A 17441-nucleotide genomic window follows, 5' to 3' on the forward strand; every position below is an offset into this window, starting at 1 on the left:
CGGCCGTTGTGGCGCGTTCCTGACGTGCGGAGGGTCACGATATCGGCCGCGTGGATCACGGGGACTGATCAACACCCTCTAAGTCCCGGTGTCACACTATTCTACGTAGCGTCGACAGGTTCTCCCGATCCCACGAAGAGGCGTCAGTGACCGCCCCCGCCAATGACACGCTCACGCTCCTCCTCATCGAGGACGACGCGGGCGACGCCTTCCTCGTGGAGGAACTGCTCAGCGAGGCGGACAACCCACCCAAGATCATTTGGGTACGAAGCATGGCCGAGAGCCGGGATCGGCTCACCGAGGACGTGCGGTGCGTGCTCGTCGACCTCTCCCTGCCCGACGCGTCCGGCCTGGAGGCGCTGGAGCAGGTGCTGTCGATGGCACCGCACGCCGCCGTGCTCGTGCTGACCGGCCTGAACGACACCCACGTCGGTGTGGAGGCCGTCGCCGCAGGCGCCCAGGACTTCCTGGTGAAGCAGGACGTGGAGGCCCGCCTGCTGGCGCGGGCGATCCGCTACTCGATAGAGCGCAAGCGCGCCGACCTGGCCCAGCGCAGGCTGGTCGAGGCCGAGCTGCTCACCAAGGAGAACTCCCGCCTCGAACGCGGGCTGCTGCCGGTCCCGCTGCTGGCCCCGGGGGTCCTCGACCACCAGGCCCGCTACCTGCCGGGGCGCAGGCGCGCCCTGCTCGCCGGTGACTTCTGGGACACCGTGCAGAGCCCCGACGGCGCCGTCCACGTGGTGGTCGGCGACGTGTGCGGGCACGGCCCCGACGAGGCCGCGCTGGGGGTCGCGCTCAGGATCGCCTGGCGGACCCTGGTCCTGGCCGGGCACACCGGCAACGACCTGCTCGGCACCCTGGAGTCGGTGCTCCGCCTGGAGCGCAAGTCCGCGGAGATCTTCACCACCCTGTGCATCGTCACGATCGACCCCGCGCTCGACCGGGCGCGGATGCACGTGGTCGGCCACCCGCCGCCGCTGCTGATCCGCGACGGCGTGATCGGCGTGGTGCCCGGCACCCCCTCCGGCCCCCCGCTGGGGATCTTCCAGGACGTCCGGTGGTCGGCGATCGACGTCCCGCTCGGCGCCGACTGGTCGCTGCTGCTCTACACCGACGGCCTGATCGAGGCCACCGTGGGCGGCGGGCCCGACCTGCTCGGCACCGAGGGCCTGCTCAGGCTCGTCCAGGAGCAGGGCGGGATCGAGCTCGACCGTCTGATCGAACGCGTCATCGAGCTGAACCGCGACGCGCTCAGCGACGACCTGGCGACCGTGCTCATCTCTCGAAGCGGAGAACGATGACCGACCGTCCGGACCACTCAGACCTCTCGGAGCGTTCGGGTCGCGGCCTCAGCCCTCGCCCCCTGCCCGCGTTCACCCCCTCGAAGGGGTTCGGGAACCTTCCGGTGGGGCGCTGGTTCACGCTCGCCGGGGTGGGCATCGCGCTGGTCTTCATGATCTCCGCCGTCGTCACGATCAAGTCGATCGAGGAGACGCGGGAGGCCAGGGAGACCCTGGTCAACGTCGTCGACCCGGCGGCGCTGCGCCTCCTGGAGATCTCCAACACGATGACCTCGCAGGAGAGCTCGGTGCGGGCGTACGGCAGGACCAACGAGGAAGCCTCCCTGCGGGACTACCGGAACGCGGTCGCCGCGGAGGACACCGCGGTGGGCGCGCTCGCCGCGCTGCTCCCCCGGATCCCGGAGCGGCAGACGGTCAGTGCCGAGGTGGCCCGGCTGAAGGCGGCGGGAGAGGCCTGGCGGCGCGACTACGCGGAGACGGTCATCTCCGCCGTACCGACCCTGAAGACCGACGCCTCCCGGCAGAACGCCACCATCAACGCCACCCGGTTCAACGAGGTCCGCCAATCCCTCACCGGCCTCCAGAACCACCTGAACCGGCTGCACGAGGCCGGCGTCGTCCGGCTCGACATCGGCTGGCAGGCCCTCTACGCCGCGCTCATCGGCGTGGCCCTGGCACTTGTCGTGGCCGGGATCGTCGCGGTGCTCATCGTGCGGTACGCGGTGCTCCGCCCGCTGGCCGAGCTGAACCAGCAGGTACGCGCGGTCGCCCAGGGGGATTTCGACCACAAGCTCAGGGTGGAGCGCCCGGCCGAGCTGTCCGAGCTGTCGGGCCACGTCGACGCGATGCGCCGCCGCATCCTCGCCGAGTGGCGCCGGTCCTCGGAGACGCAGCGCAAGCTGGAGGACCAGGCGGCGGAGCTGAAGCGCTCCAACGGCGAGCTGGAGCAGTTCGCCTACGTGGCCAGCCACGACCTGCAGGAGCCGCTGCGCAAGGTGGCGAGCTTCACCCAGATGCTGGAGCAGCGCTACGGCGACCAGCTCGACGAGCGCGCCAAGCAGTACATCGCCTTCTCCGTCGACGGCGCCAAGCGCATGCAGATGCTGATCAACGACCTGCTCGACTTCTCCCGGGTCGGCAGGATGGGCGGCGAGCGCACCAGGATCGACGCCGCCGTGCCGCTCAAGGCCGCGCTGAACAACCTCGGCGCGACCATCGAGGACGCCGGGGCGACGGTGACCCACGACGAGCTGCCCGAGGTGCACGGCAACCGGGCCCAGCTCACCCAGCTCTTCCAGAACCTCGTCGGCAACGCGATCAAGTTCCACTCGCAGGAACCGCCGGCGATCCACATCGGGGTACGGCGCGCCGGGGAGATGTGGGAGTTCTCCTGCACCGACAACGGCATCGGTATCGACAGCAAATACACTGACCGCATCTTCCTGATTTTCCAGCGCCTGCACGGGCGGGACGTGTACGCGGGCACGGGCATCGGGCTGGCGCTCTGCAAGAAGATCGTCGAGTACCACGGCGGCCGCATCTGGGTGGACGACGGGGCCGGCGGGACCACCGGAGACGGCGAGACCGCCGGGCACATCGAGAACACCGAGCACACCGAGCACACCGAGAACACAGAAAAGACCGAGAACAGCGAGAACGTCGGGAAGACCGCCACGCCGGGCACGACCTTCCGCTGGACCCTTCCCACAGGAGACATGAATGAATGACCTGCGCTGGATCGACGTTCTCCTGGTCGAGGACGACCCGGGCGACGTCCTGCTGACGCGGGAGGCGTTCGAGCTCAACAAGGTCCGCAACAAGCTGCACGTGGTCAACGACGGCGAGCAGGCCATGGCCTTCCTGCGTAAGGAGGGCGACTACGCCGGCGTGCCCCGGCCCGACCTGATCCTGCTCGACCTCAACCTGCCCCGCAAGGACGGCCGGGAGGTGCTCCAGGACATAAAGGCCGACGAGAGGCTCCGCGGGATCCCGGTGGTCGTACTGACCACGTCGGAGTCCGAGGAGGACATCCTGCGCAGCTACAACCTGCACGCCAACGCCTACGTCTCCAAGCCGGTCGACTTCGACCAGTTCATCAGCGTGGTCCGGCGGATCGACGACTTCTTCGTGACCGTCGTCAAGCTGCCCAACTCCAGCCAGCACTACTGAGGGCCCGCGCGGGACCGGCCTGTGAGGGACCGGCCTGTGAAAGATCGGTCCGCAGGGGACCGGTCCGCCGAGAGATCCGCCTGTGAGGGATCGGTCCGCGAGGGATCTGTACACGGGGGATCTGTCCGCGGGGGATCTGTCCGCGGGGGATCTGTCCGTGGGGGATCTGTCCGTGGGGGACGGAAAACAGGGGTTGCCCATCCGCCGCACCAGCCTCCACGGCCCCCCGAGACCTCCCTGTGATCGTCCACCTCGTGAGACGGCGCAGGCGAGGGGTTCCTGCCAGACGAACGTGACAGGAATCACACCGGGTCGGTGAAATTGTGAGAGACCCCTTACACACAACCCCTGGACGTCGTCGTAACGTATCCCCCACCAACATGCGCGCGCACGTGTGAGCCGGCGCGACGATGCCCCGGACGCGCGGCACAACTGAAACAACCCGGACCCCTGGGCGAGCGGGGTCCGCGGGAGGTGGAGAGGTCTCGATGACCCAGACAACGGCCGAGAGCCCGGCCAGAAGGCAACGTGCGCAGATCAAGGAGCGCACCCTGCGGACCGACCAGTGGTGGCGCTATCCGCTGGTCACTTTCATCATTTTCACGGCATTCCTCGTCTACGCCACGTGGGCGATTTTCGATACAAACTACTTCGTATCGCCGTATCACGCGCCGTTCGCGTCGCCCTGTCTGGCGACGAGTTGCCCGCCGGACGCGCGGCTGTTCGGCCTCGCCCCCTTCGGCGACTGGTACACCCTGCCTCCCGGCCTGCTGATCCTCGGCCTTCCCGCGGGGTTCCGCTTCACGTGTTACTACTACCGCAAGGCCTACTATCGGGGGTTCTGGCTCTCGCCCCCGGCCTGCGGAGTGAACGAGCCGCACAAGAAGTACTCAGGTGAGTCGCGGTTCCCGCTGATCCTGCAGAACATCCACCGCTACTTCTTCTACGCGGCGATCGTCGTCGGCCTCGTCCTCGCGTACGACGCGGTGAAGGCGCTGATCGAGAATCCGGCCGGCCTGGGCACCTGGATCCTGATCGCCAACGCGGTCCTGATCAACCTGTACACACTGTCGTGCCACTCCTGCCGGCACATCACGGCCGGGCGCCTGAACCACTTCTCCAAGCACCCGATCCGCTACCGGGCCTGGGGCTTCGTCTCCAAGCTCAACGCCAGGCACTCGCAGCTCGCGCTGATCTCCATGTTCTCCGTCATGGGCGCCGACCTGTACGTGCGCCTGGTCGCCAAGGGCATCATCGCCTTCTCGTTCGCATAAGGATCTCCTGTGGAAATCGAGCGTCACGAATACGACGTCGTCGTCATCGGCGCCGGCGGTGCGGGTCTGCGGGCGGCCATCGAAGCCCGCCAGCAGGGCAAGCGGACGGCGATCGTCTGCAAGTCGCTGTTCGGCAAGGCGCACACGGTCATGGCCGAGGGCGGCGCGGCCGCCGCCATGGGCAACGTCAACAGCGACGACAACTGGATGGTGCACTTCCGCGACACCATGCGCGGCGGCAAGTTCCTCAACAACTGGAGGATGGCCGAGCTGCACGCCAAGGAGGCTCCCGACCGGGTCTGGGAGCTGGAGGCGTGGGGCGCGCTGTTCGACCGCACCAAGGACGGCAAGATCAGCCAGCGTAACTTCGGCGGGCACGAGTACCCGCGGCTGGCCCACGTCGGCGACCGCACCGGCCTGGAGCTGATCCGCACCCTTCAGCAGCGGGTGGTCGCGCTCCAGCAGGAGGACGAGAGGCTCCACGGCGACGCCGAGGCGTACATCAAGGTCTTCCAGGAGTGCACGGTCACCCGCCTGCTCAAGGAGGAGGTGCCCGGCGGGAGCGGGGCGATCTCCGGGGCCTTCGGCTACTGGCGGGAGAACGGCAAGCTCATCCTGTTCGACGCCCCCGCGATCGTGCTCGCCACCGGTGGCATCGGCAAGTCGTACGTGGTCACGTCCAACTCGTGGGAGTACACCGGCGACGGCCACGCGCTCGCCCTGCTCGCCGGCGCGAAGCTGATCAACATGGAGTTCATCCAGTTCCATCCCACCGGGATGGTCTGGCCACCCTCTGTGCGGGGCATCCTCGTCACCGAGTCCGTCCGGGGCGACGGCGGGGTGCTGAGAAACTCCGAGGGCAAGCGCTTCATGTTCGACTACATCCCCGAGGTGTTCAAGGACAAGTACGCCACCTCCGAGGAGGAGGGCGACCGCTGGTACACCGACCAGGCCAACAACCGCCGCCCTCCGGAGCTGCTCCCCCGCGACGAGGTCGCGCGGGCCATCAACTCCGAGGTGAAGGCGGGGCGCGGATCACCCCAGGGCGGCGTCTATCTGGACGTCTCCACCCGTCTCCCGGCCGCTGAGATCATCAAGCGGCTGCCGTCGATGCACCACCAGTTCAAGGAGCTGGCGGACGTCGACATCACCAAGGAGGCGATGCAGGTCGGCCCGACCTGCCACTACATCATGGGCGGCGTCGAGGTCGACGCCGACACCGGCGCGGCGGCCGTGCCCGGCCTGTTCGCGGCCGGTGAGGTCTCCGGCGGCATGCACGGCTCCAACCGGCTGGGCGGCAACTCGCTGTCCGACCTGCTGGTGTTCGGCCGCCGCGCGGGAGCGGGAGCGGCCTCGTACGTGGACGGCCTGGCGGCCCGGCCGAAGATCTCCGAGGAGACCGTGGCCCAGGCGACCGCGGAGGCCCTGGCCCCGCTGGAGCGCGCGGGCGAGAACCCGTACGAGGTCCACCACGAGCTGCAGCGGACCATGAACGACCTGGTCGGCATCATCCGCAAGGCCGAGGAGGTCTCCGAGGCTCTGGAGGCGGTGGGCAAGCTCAAGGAGCGGGCCCAGGGCGTCGGCGCGGCCGGCAGCCGCATCTACAACCCCGGCTGGCACCTCGCCCTCGACCTGCGCAACATGCTCCTGGTCTCGGAGTGCGTGGCGAAGGCGGCGCTGCTGCGCCAGGAGAGCCGCGGCGGTCACACGCGCGACGACTTCCCCGGCATGTCCGCCGAGTGGCGTACCAAGATCCTGCTCTGCGCCCTCACGCCGGACGGTTCCGGCGTCACGGTGCGGGAGCAGGTGCAGCCGCCGATGCGGGACGACCTCATCGAGCTGTTCGACCGCGACGAGCTGAAGAAGTACATCACCGAGGAAGAGCTGGCCGCCTTTGACGCGCTGGCCAAGGAGTAACCATGAGTTACAAGGCGAAGTTCCGCGTCTGGCGGGGCGAGGGCGGCGAGGGCAAGCTTGAGGACTTCACGGTCGAGGTGAACGAGGGCGAGGTCGTCCTCGACATCATCCACCGGCTCCAGGCCACCCAGGCCCCCGACCTGGCCGTCCGCTGGAACTGCAAGGCCGGCAAGTGCGGCTCGTGCTCGATGGAGATCAACGGCAGGCCGAAGCTCGGGTGCATGACCCGGATGTCCACCTTCACCGAGGAGGAGACGATCACCGTGACGCCCATGCGGACGTTCCCGGTGATCAAGGACCTGGTCACGGACGTGTCGTTCAACTACCAGAAGGCCAGGGAGATCCCGTCCTTCACCCCTCCGGCCGACGTGAAGCCGGGCGAGTACCGCATGCAGCAGATCGACGTCGAGCGGTCCCAGGAGTTCCGCAAGTGCATCGAGTGCTTCATGTGCAACAACGTCTGTCACGTCATCCGTGACCACGAGGAGAACAAGACCAACTTCGCCGGTCCGCGCTTCCTGATGCGGATCGCCGAGCTGGACATGCACCCGTACGACGTGGCCGACCGCAAGGACTCCGCCCAGGAGGAGCACGGTCTCGGCTACTGCAACATCACCAAGTGCTGCACCGAGGTCTGCCCGGAGCACATCAAAATCACTGACAACGCGCTGATCCCGATGAAGGAGCGCGTCGTCGACCGGAAGTACGACCCGCTGGTCTGGCTGGGCAACAAGATCTTCAAGCGTTCCGGCTCGAAGACCTGAGCCTTCTCACCTCTCACGACGGTGCCGTCCACGGGCTCTCCCCGGGCGGCGCCGTCATGTTTCCTCTTTGTTTCCTCGCGCCGCCGTTCCCCGCGCCTTCGTACGCACCGCCGTTCCCCCGCACGTTCCCTCGTACGTCTCGCGCCGCCGTTCCCTCGTGCCGCTTCGCCCCTCGCGTCGCCGTGCTCAGTTGCGCCACAGCTGCTGTGTCTGCTTCCACATGACCTCGTTGGCGCGGACGGCGAAGTCATGGATGATCACCAGCTCCGCGTCGCCGTAGCTCTCGACGAGGTCGGCGTAGGCCCGGTTGACGTCCGTCAGGATCTCCTGCAGCGCGTGGTAGGGCCCATCGCGCACCAGCTCGACGAGGACGCGGCGCCGGTCGGTGGCGTCCCGGCCGCGCCGCACGTACCCCGTCCTCTGCAGGCGGTCCACGACCGCGGTGATGGCGCCGCCGCGCGTCAGCCCTATCCGTACGGCGAGGTCGTGCGGGGTGAGGGGGCCATCCTTGTCGAGGACGGCCAGGCAGTTGAAGTCGGTCACGTTCATTCCGGCCCGGCCGGCCACTCCGACGTGGAACAGCGCCGACCGCACGGCCGTCAGACGTCCCTGGTCGGACATGGCCATGATCATCTCTATGCGGCTTTCCCGCTCAGCCGACATGGCGGTCCCCTCTTCCTACTCCCTCTGAAACAGAGAGATTCCAAAGAGGACGATCTCCGTTTTGGCGCGAGAGAAGTAGATGATCTTTTCGGAAGAAGTCGTGTGGGCACCCCCTGCCCAAACCGGCCCGGCTGTATCACGCCGATGCCGATCATCCCCGGCATCCCCGGCATCCCCGGCATCGTCGACACCGGTCGTCCGGCTCGGCACCGCCGGGGTCGTCTTCCTCGCCCTGATCTCCGCCGGGAGCCGGTGACCTCGCGGACCGGCCCGGCACGACGCTCTCGTACGACGTCGGCGTCCTCTCCACGCCGCACCGCCGCCCGCGCTCCACGACGGGTCGCAAGGAAGATCCACTCCTGGACGGCCAGGGCCGCTCAGAGCCCTTCAGGGCCGTCCAGGGTCAGGTGCGAGGGCCGTCCGGGGTCAGGTGGAACGGCGGAAGAGGCCGCGCTTCTTCTTGCCGGTGTCCTGGCCGGGGAGCGGGTAGACCGCCGTCGGGGTCGGTTCGACGGGAGACCGCTCACCGGACCCCGTCTCGCCGGGCCCCTGGACGGGACCGCCCTGCGGCTCGGGTCCGAACGGCCTTCCCTCCGCCACGCTCCGGTCGCCCCGCGCTTCCCGGCCGAGCGGCGTGGGACCGTCCTGCGGGCCGCTCTGGAGGGGCCGATCCGGTGAGGACCCCTGACCGGAGGCGTCGTCGGGACCGGGGGCGGTGGGGCCGAACGACCGGAAGTCGTCTCGCAGGCCGTCGCCCCCCACGTCGCCCCGGGCGGGCTCCTGCGGGAACGGCGCCCCGGGGAACTCCGGGGCCCCCTGCGGAAGGCGCCCCTCGCCGGAGTCGGGGCCGAACCCCTGGGTGCTCTGGAAGGCGGCCGGCGAGCCGTCCTGGACCGTCGGGCCGTAGGGCGCCTGTCCGGCCTGTCCGGGCCGCCCCGGCTGCACGTAACCGGTCCGCGGGTCGTACGGGTCACCGTGGCCGGCGACCGGCTGCTGCTCGTAGCCGGGCGCGGGCAGGTACGCCGTCGTCTGGTCGTACCCCTGGGGATACTGGTCGGGGGTGTAGCCCTCCGGGTAGACCGGGGCGTACATCTGCATGGGCACGAAGCTGATGATCGGCGCGTAGGCCGTGCCGCCCTGGTAGGGGCCGGGGCCGTAGCCGGGGCCGCCGGGGTAGGCCATCGGGTCCATCGGGTCGCGGCCCATCCCGCGCGGACCGGCCCGGCGGACGGCCGCGGCGTGCGCCAGGCGGCGCAGCCTGCCCTCGAAGATCAGGACGGCGAACAGCACCAGCAGCACCAGGATCAGCGCCGGGATGCCGAGCTGGCGGCTCAGCGTCGCCCCGTCGAACTCGGAACCCGCGTTGCGGATCTCGTACACGGAGGAACCCGAGGCGCTCTCGTCGAGCGTCGCGGTGTCGGCCGGCGTGGGCGTGGCGGCGGGAAGCTGGTTCGGATCGGGGCTGGTCGGCGGGAACTGGGGGACGTTGTTCTCCGGCGTGCCGGCGGTGTCGGCGGGCGGGGTCACCGGAGGCATGGTGTTCTGGACCGGCGGCGGCGGCGCGACCTCCGTCTCCTGCGGAGGCGGGGGCGGGGCCGAGGTCGTCTTGGGAGGCTTGGGCTTCGGCGACGCCGGGACCGTGATCGTCGTGGTCACGGTCTTCTGCGGCACGGCCGTCTCCTCGGAGCCACCGCCCTGGGGATCCTCGGTGACCGTGACGGTGACGATCGGCGTGGGCTCCTCGCAGGGGCCCGCCGGGTCGACGTCACACCCCTCGATCCGCGAGGGGTCGACACTCATCACCCTGACGGTCGCGCCGGCCGCGGAGGATCCGGTGAACGGCGCCAGGGCGAGCAGGACGACGCCGCTGAGTCCCAGGGACATCACAACGGCGGTGACAGCCGCCCTGCGCCGTGCTCGCGTCACCGGTGCCCTCCGCGCAATCAACCATGAACACGTCAAAGAAATACTAGTTGGGCAAAAGTAACAGTAAACCGCGTTTTACAAAACGTGTCGCGACCGACGACGGCGTTGGATCCTCCGCTGCAGCCACAGGAGACCGAGCAGCGTCCCCACCCCCGCCCCTACCGCCGGGAGGCCCGTGACCCCTGTCAGCAACGGGCTTGACTCGGCGACCGGCTGGACCTGGGCGCTCGGGCCGTCGAGGTCCTGCGGGAGGGGCGCGCCCTGCGGGGGCGTCTGCGCGGCGGGGAAGGCGCCCGCCTGCGGCAGCTGGAGGCCGTTCACGAGGCCGGGCATCTGGCCCGCCCCCGCCATTCCCATCGAGACCGGCGGCATCATGGGCCCCTGCGCGCCCGGCATCCCCGCCCCGCCCGGCATTCCCGCTCCGCCCGGCTGGGCGCCCGGCATCTGCGCTCCACCCGGCGGCATGCCGGGCACCTGCGCCCCGCCCGGCGGCATGCCCGGCTGTACGCCCGCTCCCGGGTAACCCGCTCCCGGCCGGCCGGGAGGTATGGGCCCGCCCATCGGGCCGCCCGCTCCCTGAGGCGGCACACCGGGCTGTCCCATGCCCGGCGCCATGCCCGGCTGCCCGATCCCCGGATAACCGGGGAGCATCGGCTGGCCCATGCCCTGTCCGGGCACGGCGGGCTGCCGGCCGGCCCCCGGATAACCGGGAACCATCGGCCCGACCACCGGCCGGCGCGCTCCGGGACGCCCGGCGATCTTCTGCCCGCCTCCCTGACGGACGGGACCCAGCGCCTGAAGGTCCTGCCGGACCGGACCCGGTTGCGGTATCCCCGGCATCCCCGGCATCCCCGGCCCCCCTGGCATCCCCGGCACCCCGGACATCCCGGGCAGGCCGGTCATCGGCAGGCCGGCTCCCGGTTGCCCGATCCCCGGCCGGCCGGGACCCGCGTGCCGGAGAGCGGACCGGCCCGCTCCCTGCCCGCGCGCACCGGGCTTGCCGGCCGCGTGCCGTTGCCCGCGCGCCTTCCGCCCGGCCGCCTTGTGACCCGCCTGGGAATCCACGGCCGAGTGGTTCCTACCGTTCTGTCCCTGAAGCGTGGGGGGCGCGGGCACTCCCGCCGGCGGTACGGCGACCGGCCCCTGACCGGGCACGCCGGTAACGGCCTCGGGCGCGACACCCGGGGCCGTGACGCCGCCGGGAAGCCGTACACCTTCCGGCGGAAGATCAGGGGCGACCGGACCAGCGGGACGCCCGGGGGCGGCGGCCGCGCCCGGCACCCGGACGGGGGCGGGGGCCGCCGGAGCGGCAGCGGCCGTCCCGGCCTCCTGACGGCCGCCCGGCGCGGTGATCCGCGTCTCGTGCGAGTCAGCCGGGCCTCCCGTCGCTCCCGGTTCCCCGGGAAGCGCCCGCGTCTGCCCGGGAAGCACGCCTGTCTGCCCCGGAAGCGCGCCCATCTGCCCGGGAAGCGCGCCCGACCGCGGGCTCACCGGCGCGGCGGCCCTCGGCTGCGCTCCCGGCCTGGCGGGAAGCGCGGAGACCGCCGGGACAGGAAGCGCGGCGGCGCCGCTCGCCTCCGTGCCGGCTGCGCCCGGCCTCGCGGGCGGCGGGACGAACGCCTTTCCGAGAAGATCGAGCAGGAACGCCGACGCGCGCTGCTCGGCCCTCCGCGCCTCTGCCGCCTCTACGGCCTCCGGGGTGTCCGGTGCGACCAGAGGGGCGGCCCCGGTCTCCTCGGCCGTCTGGGGAATCCTGAGGACCATGCTGGCGGCACCTGGCGCCCCGACACCGCGGCCGATCGCGGACCTGTCCTCCCGCGCGGCGCGGGCGTGCTCCAGCGTCTCCAGCCCCCCGGCGACACCCCCGCCCGGCCGCATCGCCACGTCGGAGCTCCTGATCGTGCTCTGAGCCTGCTGCCTCACGGTCTCGCCGCCGGGCCCGCCCATCCGGGCCAGGGCGGTCACCGTGACGTCCCGCGGGTGCTCCGGCACGGCGAGCAGCACGTCGACGGAGCCGCCCCGCGCGGGCAGGGCGCCGATCACGCACACCCCCGCCCCCTTGGGTACGGGGGCCGAGGACCTGGTCTCCTCAGGGCACTCGATGCCCGCGAGCGCCTCGGCGGGGGTCGTCATGACCGCCAGCCGCGTGTCGGTGCCCGGTCCCTGCAGGCGGATGCGGAAGCGGATGGCCCGGCCGGCGCGACTTCCCGGCGCCGACGCGATCGCCCGGCCGGCGCGGCTCCCCGGTGCCCACGTGCCGGAGTCGGCGGCGGCCGCCAGGTCGAGGGGCGGCACGCCCGGCTCGTCCATCTGGACGGCGTACACCCCCGAGGCTCCGAGGACGAGCACCCCCGCTCCGACAGCCGACACTAACCCAGCTCCACGCCACCATACGGTCACCGCATATCTCCGTTCCCCGGGTACGGACACGCGACATCGCCACGTCCAGTAGCAGTTATGTCACGTTGCGGAGTCGATCAATCCTTATTGAACCGACCTTGCCCATCGTTGAGACGACCTTGTACCGCCCGGACGATTGGAAGGTCCGCGGGGAGCCACGCGACGTCGTAGAGCTCGTCCGCGCCCAGCCAGCGCAGGTCCAGATGCTCCCTCGCCTCGGGCTTCCCCTCGGCGACCACCGCGAGCCAGACCCGCAGGACGTAGCCGCCGGCGAGCGCCCAGTCGCCGCCGACACGCTCGCCCACCTCGATCAGCACGCCGAGCTCCTCCTGGCACTCCCTGACCAGCGCCGTGTGCTCGTCCTCGCCGGGATCCACCTTCCCCCCGGGAAGCTCCCACCCTCCGGCCAGCTCGGGAGGGTCGGCACGCTGGGCGGCGAGCAGTTTCCCGTCACCGTCGACGATGGCTGCGCCCACAACGACCTTTTCCATGGCTCCCGATTCTGTCAGCCCTGCTCCCGCGCCTTGAGTTGCGCGAGGACCTGGGGATGTTGCAACGGCCGGGTGAATCCCACGATCCCGGTGCGCTCCCGGTAGGTGGTGACCTTGATCGGCCCGCACAACCGGCATCTCGCCTCGACCATCTTGCCCGGAGAGACCACCATTCCCACGTGCCCGGGACGGTCTGGGCCGGTTCCTGGCCCGGAGTTGAAGAAGACGAGGTCCCCCGCCCGTTCCTCCCCCTCGGGCACCTCTATGCCGAACGGCCACTGGCCGAACGTGGTGCGCGGGATGGTCAGGCCGACACTCCGGTAGGCCATGTAGATGATCCCCGAGCAGTCGTAACCGGCGGGCCCCGTGCCTCCCCAGATGTAGGGCTTGCCGCGCTGGGCCAGCGCGTACTCCAGGATCGCGGCCACCGTGCTCGTCGGCGCCGCCTCCAGCATGGGCTCGTCGCAGCTGTCGTCCGCCTCGGGCGGGGTGGTGACCTCGCCGTCCTTGGCGTACTTCCCGGCGATCTCCATGACCTGGTCGACGTACCACCAGGCACGGTTGTAGACGAACAGCGAACGCCGCACGTCCTCCGGCGCGCCGTTCCGCTTCAGCATCTTCGCCGCGCCTAGGATGGCGTCCGCCGGGTTGTACACGTCGGCCCAGCCGTCTCCGTCGCCGTCGGAGGCGTAGCCGTTGAACGTGGACGGGATCTTGATCTTGGCCTTGCCGCCCCACGTGCTGATGAGAAACTGCATCGGCCCGGCGGCGCCCGCGTAGTTGGTGCCGCTTTGTACGCCCGGGAGCGTGGAACGGCCGTGGTTGGTCTCGCGCTTGCCGACCCCGGCGAGCACGTTCCACTGCACGCCGACCTTCTTGCCGTGCTCGCGATACAACTTCAGATACTTCTCGGGGATGTCGGACGTCGCGGTCTCCGACTGGTCCTCCGCCGCCTGCGTGCCCTCGCCGCAGTCGGGCCGCGTCTCCCCGGTGATCGTCGGGAAGGACGGGAAACCGCTGATCATCATCATCGGCGCCATGATCAGCGTGACCAGGCAGAGCGCGGCGACCCCGAGGATCAGCGCGAGCCGGAGGTGCTTGTTGTTCCTCATGCGCCCTCGCCGCCCGTCCCGCCGAACCCGTGCGCGATCCCGTCACGGCGATGCGCGACCTCGCCGCCCACCCCGGCCCAGCCGTGCGCGATCCCGTCACGCCGGCACGCGGTCTCGCCGTTGATCCGCTCCCGCCGGTGCGCGGCCCCGCTCGTCGTCCGCTCCCGCCCGTGCGCGGTCCCGCCACGCCGGTACGTGACCCCGCCGCCCGTCCGCTCTCGCCCGTACGCGGTGCCGCCGGTCATCCGGTCGCGCCGGTCTCGAAGGGCTGGTCGTCCCCCTCCTGGCCGGAGTCGGCGGGCTGGAGGTCGTGGACCCGCCATTCGGCGCCGACCTGGATGAGCGTGACGGCGTACTCCGCGGTCCTCTCGTTCACCCCGCTCCTCGCCGTGACGTTCTGGGTGCCGACGACCACGAAGACCACCGAGGCGCTGTCGATCTGCCGGATCTCCTTCACCCGCGCCGCCCCGACGGAGACGACCTCGTCGGCCTTGTTCGCCTCGACGGTGCCCGGCGAGGTGACGGTCCGCAGCAGCGCCCCCGAGAACTCCGCCGTGACGTATCCCTTGAGGCGGTCGCCGTAGACCGCCGGGTCCTCGTCGTAGCTGAACGTGCCGTACTCGGCGGTGAACCGCTGCGCGTAGTCGGCGGCCGCGGCCAGCTCCTGCTTGGTCATCGGCAGGTAGGTGTAGACGTCGAAGGGCGCGTTGCTCGCCGTCGCCGCCGGGCGCGACGGCTCGGGGGCCGGCTCCTGCCCCGACGCCACGGTACGGGTGACGCCCGCCGGCTCCGCCCGGGTCCCCGGCCCCTCCCCGGTGTCCGACCACATGGTCACGTAGATGCCGACCGCGGCGATCACCACGACCAGCACCGCGAAGACGACTCCCCGCCGGTTGCCTGCCTCGACCATCGTCAGTCCTTGTCGCGGTTGGACGGGCGCAGCCAGAACGGCGGCGGCTCACCGGCCTCCCCGCCGCGCTCCGCCCGCCTGGTGATCCAGAGCGGGGGCGCCTCGGACGACCTGCCTCCGGAGTCGCGGTTTCGCGAACCACCGGAACCCGAGGAACCCCGCGAGGATCCACCGCCGAAGATGCTCCCACCGGAACCGCCCGAACCGCCCGAACCGCCCGAGCCCGAGGAACCCCGGGAGGACGATCCGCCGTTACGCGATCCCGAACCGGAGCCGCCCCGCGAGGAGCCAGAACCCGAGGAACCCCGGGAGGAGCCACCGCCGAAGATGCTCGTGCCCGAGCGACCACCACCGCCCGAGGACCCAGAGGACCCGGAGGACCTGCCCGGCGAGGGCGCCGAGGGCCTGACCGAGGGGGAACCGGACGACCTGCCCGCCGAGGAGGACCCGCCGCCGGAGGAGGACCGGCCGCCCGAGCCGCCCTGCGGGGCCCAGCCGCCGGAACGGCCGCCGAACCAGCCGCCGGAACCACCCGAGCCGCCCGATCCCGAACCGCCCGAGCCACGCCCGGAGGAGCCCCCGGGCCTGGTCGGGGGCGCGCCGCCGCCCGTACCGGCTCCGGAGAGGTTGAGCGGCGGCGCCGCGCCGGGCCGGGCCGCGGTGACCGGCCTGCCGGTGCCCCTGCGCCGCCCGGCCGCCTGGGAGTCGGTGTCGAGCGGAGCCGGTTGCGCGCCGACCGGGACCCGGCTGCCGGACGGCGTGGCCGGGGTGGCGCCGCCGTCCTCGCCGCGTACCCTGCCCTGGGCGACCGCCGCCGCGGCCGCGCCGACGGAGGCCCCGCCGGCCATCGCGGCCGCCTGCAGCATCGGCTCGGCCTTGCGCATGCCCCACCGGCCCGCCCTGGCCGCCGCGACCGGCGGCAGCACGGACGCGGCCCGCTGCAGGGTCGGCGCGGTCGCCGCGTCGCCGAGCATCCGGGTGGTGAGCGTGTGCCCGTCCATGGACGAGAACAGGTGCTGGAACGGCCGCCGGTAGAAGAACACCGCGATCGTCAGGATCGCCATGAACATGACCTGCATGCCCCACGGCATCGCCGTGGAGATGATCAGGGCGTAGCCGTACACGAGCACGCCGAGGACGAGGGCGAGCACGGCCTGTCTGAGCAGGGTGCCGATCAGCATCTCCACCCAGCGCATGGCGATGATCCGCCCGGACCCCGGATGGACGCCGATCAGCAGGAAGACCGGCGCCATGATCAGCAGCAGCAGGAACCCGACCTTGAGGACGAGCAGCGAGACCGCCACCAGGAAGATCAGCAGCCCCGCGACCACCGCGGCCATCAGGGCGCCGATCGCGACCCCCAGGCGGCTCGTCCAGTCCTTGCCCTGGAAAAGGGGAAACATCGGCGTGTTCTGCAGCTTGTCGGCGACCTCGGTCTCATATCGTGCCTGGTGGGAGTTCGCCTCCGGCATCTGCTCGGCCTTCATCTCGGCCGCGTCGATCGTCTGGATCTCCAGCAGTTTCGCGCCGAACACCTTGATGATGGGGGCGTCGGCGTCGGCCGTGCCGAACTGGCCCATCAGCCACGGCTTGCAGACCAGGGTGGACCAGAGGGCGTCGGAGTTCTGCTCGACGCCGGGCACGCCGCTCTGCCCGTATCCGCCGGCCTTGACCTGCGGGTTGGCGTCGCCCTTGGCCGGCAGGCAGGAGGTCCCGCCCGCGCCGGGCAGCCCGGAGAAGGCGGAGTTGACCACCTCGCCGGTCTTGTCGGTGACGACCTTGCCCAGCCCCGTGAGGTCGCCGGGACGGCTGAAGAACCAGACCGCCACGGTGACCGCGAGGACCATCCAGATGACGCCCTCGGCGGTGGTGGTGGCGCGCTTGCGGATCAGCCCGTACCAGGCCAGCCAGATCGCGCCGAGGATCACCAGCGGCCGCAGGTACGGCCAGTACATGGCGTCGGCCAGCCGGACCACCATGTCGTCGACGACGTTCTTGATCGACTCCAGCGGGCCCTCGGTGGCCGCCGCCTGGTAGGTCGTGATGGTCAGCCGGTCCAGCGCCTTCGCCCACAGGAAGACCGTGTTGGCCATCGCGTTGCCCATCACCGCCGCGATGTCGTCGCAGCCGAGCAGGTGGGTGTGCCAGAACTGGCCGCTCATGCCGTACGTCGCGTAGTTGCCCTGGACCGCCGGGGCCTGCGCCGCCGGGGCGCCGGGCCGGGCGGGGTCGGGAGGCGGCGGCTGGATCAGGCCGTCGACGCCTCCGGCGACCATGTCCGGGGACAGGTCGGGCGACATGTCGCAGGGAGCCGCTGCGACGGCCGTGGACGTGTCGCCGGGGAACGCCAGCGGCAGTGCGAGGAAGGCGACCAGCGCCACCAGCCCGATGGCGATCCGCCTGCCCAGCCGTCTCCCGCGGGAACCCCTCTTTGCCGAGCCTCCCGCCTTTCCCGAGCCTCCCGCCTGGCGAGGCCCGCGAAGACCGTGAGGTTCGTGAGGTTCGTGAAGACCG

General features: G+C 71.0%; 14 protein-coding genes. 6 read left to right on the forward strand and 8 right to left on the reverse strand.

Features of this window, described 5'->3' with window-relative positions; genetic code table 11:
• The first annotated feature begins 146 nt into the window (after positions 1–146).
• The 6 genes from ACSC1Q_RS27715 to ACSC1Q_RS27740 all read left to right on the forward strand — a co-directional run bounded on the left by ACSC1Q_RS27715 (position 147) and on the right by ACSC1Q_RS27740 (position 7425).
• Positions 147–1301 carry a PP2C family protein-serine/threonine phosphatase gene (locus ACSC1Q_RS27715; RefSeq protein ID WP_436761615.1) on the forward strand — a complete coding sequence of 385 codons (1155 nt, stop codon included), beginning with the start codon at positions 147–149 and terminating at the stop codon, positions 1299–1301.
• 104 nt (positions 1302–1405) lie between these two features.
• Positions 1406–3028, forward strand: coding sequence for a sensor histidine kinase (locus ACSC1Q_RS27720; protein ID WP_436761616.1), 1623 nt, complete (start codon positions 1406–1408; stop codon positions 3026–3028).
• Positions 3021–3470, forward strand: a complete 450-nt coding sequence (locus ACSC1Q_RS27725; protein WP_436761617.1) for a response regulator — start codon at positions 3021–3023, stop codon at positions 3468–3470. Before ACSC1Q_RS27720 ends, ACSC1Q_RS27725 begins: the two co-directional genes overlap by 8 nt.
• 488 nt (positions 3471–3958) lie before the next feature.
• On the forward strand, positions 3959–4744 hold the full coding sequence (gene sdhC, locus ACSC1Q_RS27730; RefSeq protein WP_436761618.1) for a succinate dehydrogenase subunit SdhC: 786 nt from the start codon (positions 3959–3961) through the stop codon (positions 4742–4744).
• A gap of 9 nt (positions 4745–4753) precedes the next feature.
• Positions 4754–6661 (forward strand): fumarate reductase/succinate dehydrogenase flavoprotein subunit, encoded by a 1908-nt coding sequence (locus ACSC1Q_RS27735; protein ID WP_436761619.1) that lies wholly within the window; start codon positions 4754–4756, stop codon positions 6659–6661.
• Between the two features lie 2 nt (positions 6662–6663).
• Positions 6664–7425 (forward strand): succinate dehydrogenase/fumarate reductase iron-sulfur subunit, encoded by a 762-nt coding sequence (locus ACSC1Q_RS27740; RefSeq protein WP_436761620.1) that lies wholly within the window; start codon positions 6664–6666, stop codon positions 7423–7425.
• A gap of 186 nt (positions 7426–7611) precedes the next feature.
• On the opposite strand, the gene ACSC1Q_RS27745 is transcribed toward ACSC1Q_RS27740, so the two are convergent.
• The 8 genes from ACSC1Q_RS27745 to ACSC1Q_RS27780 form a co-directional block, all read right to left on the reverse strand.
• Positions 7612–8046, reverse strand: coding sequence for a MarR family winged helix-turn-helix transcriptional regulator (locus tag ACSC1Q_RS27745; RefSeq protein ID WP_436761621.1), 435 nt, complete (start codon positions 8044–8046; stop codon positions 7612–7614).
• A gap of 468 nt (positions 8047–8514) precedes the next feature.
• On the reverse strand, positions 8515–9972 hold the full coding sequence (locus tag ACSC1Q_RS27750) for a RodZ family helix-turn-helix domain-containing protein (protein ID WP_436761622.1): 1458 nt from the start codon (positions 9970–9972) through the stop codon (positions 8515–8517).
• Between the two features lie 117 nt (positions 9973–10089).
• On the reverse strand, positions 10090–12384 hold the full coding sequence (locus tag ACSC1Q_RS27755) for a hypothetical protein (RefSeq protein WP_436761623.1): 2295 nt from the start codon (positions 12382–12384) through the stop codon (positions 10090–10092).
• 107 nt (positions 12385–12491) lie between these two features.
• Positions 12492–12905, reverse strand: coding sequence for a (deoxy)nucleoside triphosphate pyrophosphohydrolase (locus tag ACSC1Q_RS27760; RefSeq protein ID WP_436761624.1), 414 nt, complete (start codon positions 12903–12905; stop codon positions 12492–12494).
• A 14-nt stretch (positions 12906–12919) separates the two neighbouring features.
• A complete protein-coding gene (locus ACSC1Q_RS27765; protein ID WP_436761625.1) occupies positions 12920–14017 on the reverse strand; it encodes a C40 family peptidase in 1098 nt (365 codons plus the stop codon).
• A complete protein-coding gene (locus ACSC1Q_RS27770) occupies positions 14014–14262 on the reverse strand; it encodes a hypothetical protein (protein WP_436761626.1) in 249 nt (82 codons plus the stop codon). Before ACSC1Q_RS27770 ends, ACSC1Q_RS27765 begins: the two co-directional genes overlap by 4 nt.
• On the reverse strand, positions 14259–14927 hold the full coding sequence (locus tag ACSC1Q_RS27775; protein ID WP_436761627.1) for a hypothetical protein: 669 nt from the start codon (positions 14925–14927) through the stop codon (positions 14259–14261). The genes ACSC1Q_RS27770 and ACSC1Q_RS27775 overlap by 4 nt, the downstream gene beginning before the upstream one ends.
• Before the next feature lie 2 nt (positions 14928–14929).
• Positions 14930–17308 carry a type IV secretion system protein gene (locus ACSC1Q_RS27780; RefSeq protein ID WP_436761628.1) on the reverse strand — a complete coding sequence of 793 codons (2379 nt, stop codon included), beginning with the start codon at positions 17306–17308 and terminating at the stop codon, positions 14930–14932.
• Positions 17309–17441: the final 133 nt, after the last annotated feature.

It is taken from the genome of Streptosporangium heterodermiicola, assembly GCF_051390675.1.
In the GTDB taxonomy this organism is placed as follows: Bacteria; Actinomycetota; Actinomycetes; order Streptosporangiales; family Streptosporangiaceae; genus Streptosporangium.

Coding starts and splice junctions, on each gene's coding strand:
- ACSC1Q_RS27725 (WP_436761617.1), top strand. CDS start 3,021: ATGAATGACCTGCGCTGGATCGACGTTCTCCTGGTCGAGGACGACCCG.
- sdhC (WP_436761618.1), top strand. CDS start 3,959: ATGACCCAGACAACGGCCGAGAGCCCGGCCAGAAGGCAACGTGCGCAG.
- ACSC1Q_RS27740 (WP_436761620.1), top strand. CDS start 6,664: ATGAGTTACAAGGCGAAGTTCCGCGTCTGGCGGGGCGAGGGCGGCGAG.
- ACSC1Q_RS27745 (WP_436761621.1), bottom strand. CDS start 8,046: ATGTCCGACCAGGGACGTCTGACGGCCGTGCGGTCGGCGCTGTTCCAC.
- ACSC1Q_RS27750 (WP_436761622.1), bottom strand. CDS start 9,972: ATGTCCCTGGGACTCAGCGGCGTCGTCCTGCTCGCCCTGGCGCCGTTC.
- ACSC1Q_RS27760 (WP_436761624.1), bottom strand. CDS start 12,905: ATGGAAAAGGTCGTTGTGGGCGCAGCCATCGTCGACGGTGACGGGAAA.
- ACSC1Q_RS27765 (WP_436761625.1), bottom strand. CDS start 14,017: ATGAGGAACAACAAGCACCTCCGGCTCGCGCTGATCCTCGGGGTCGCC.
- ACSC1Q_RS27770 (WP_436761626.1), bottom strand. CDS start 14,262: ATGACCGGCGGCACCGCGTACGGGCGAGAGCGGACGGGCGGCGGGGTC.
- ACSC1Q_RS27775 (WP_436761627.1), bottom strand. CDS start 14,927: ATGGTCGAGGCAGGCAACCGGCGGGGAGTCGTCTTCGCGGTGCTGGTC.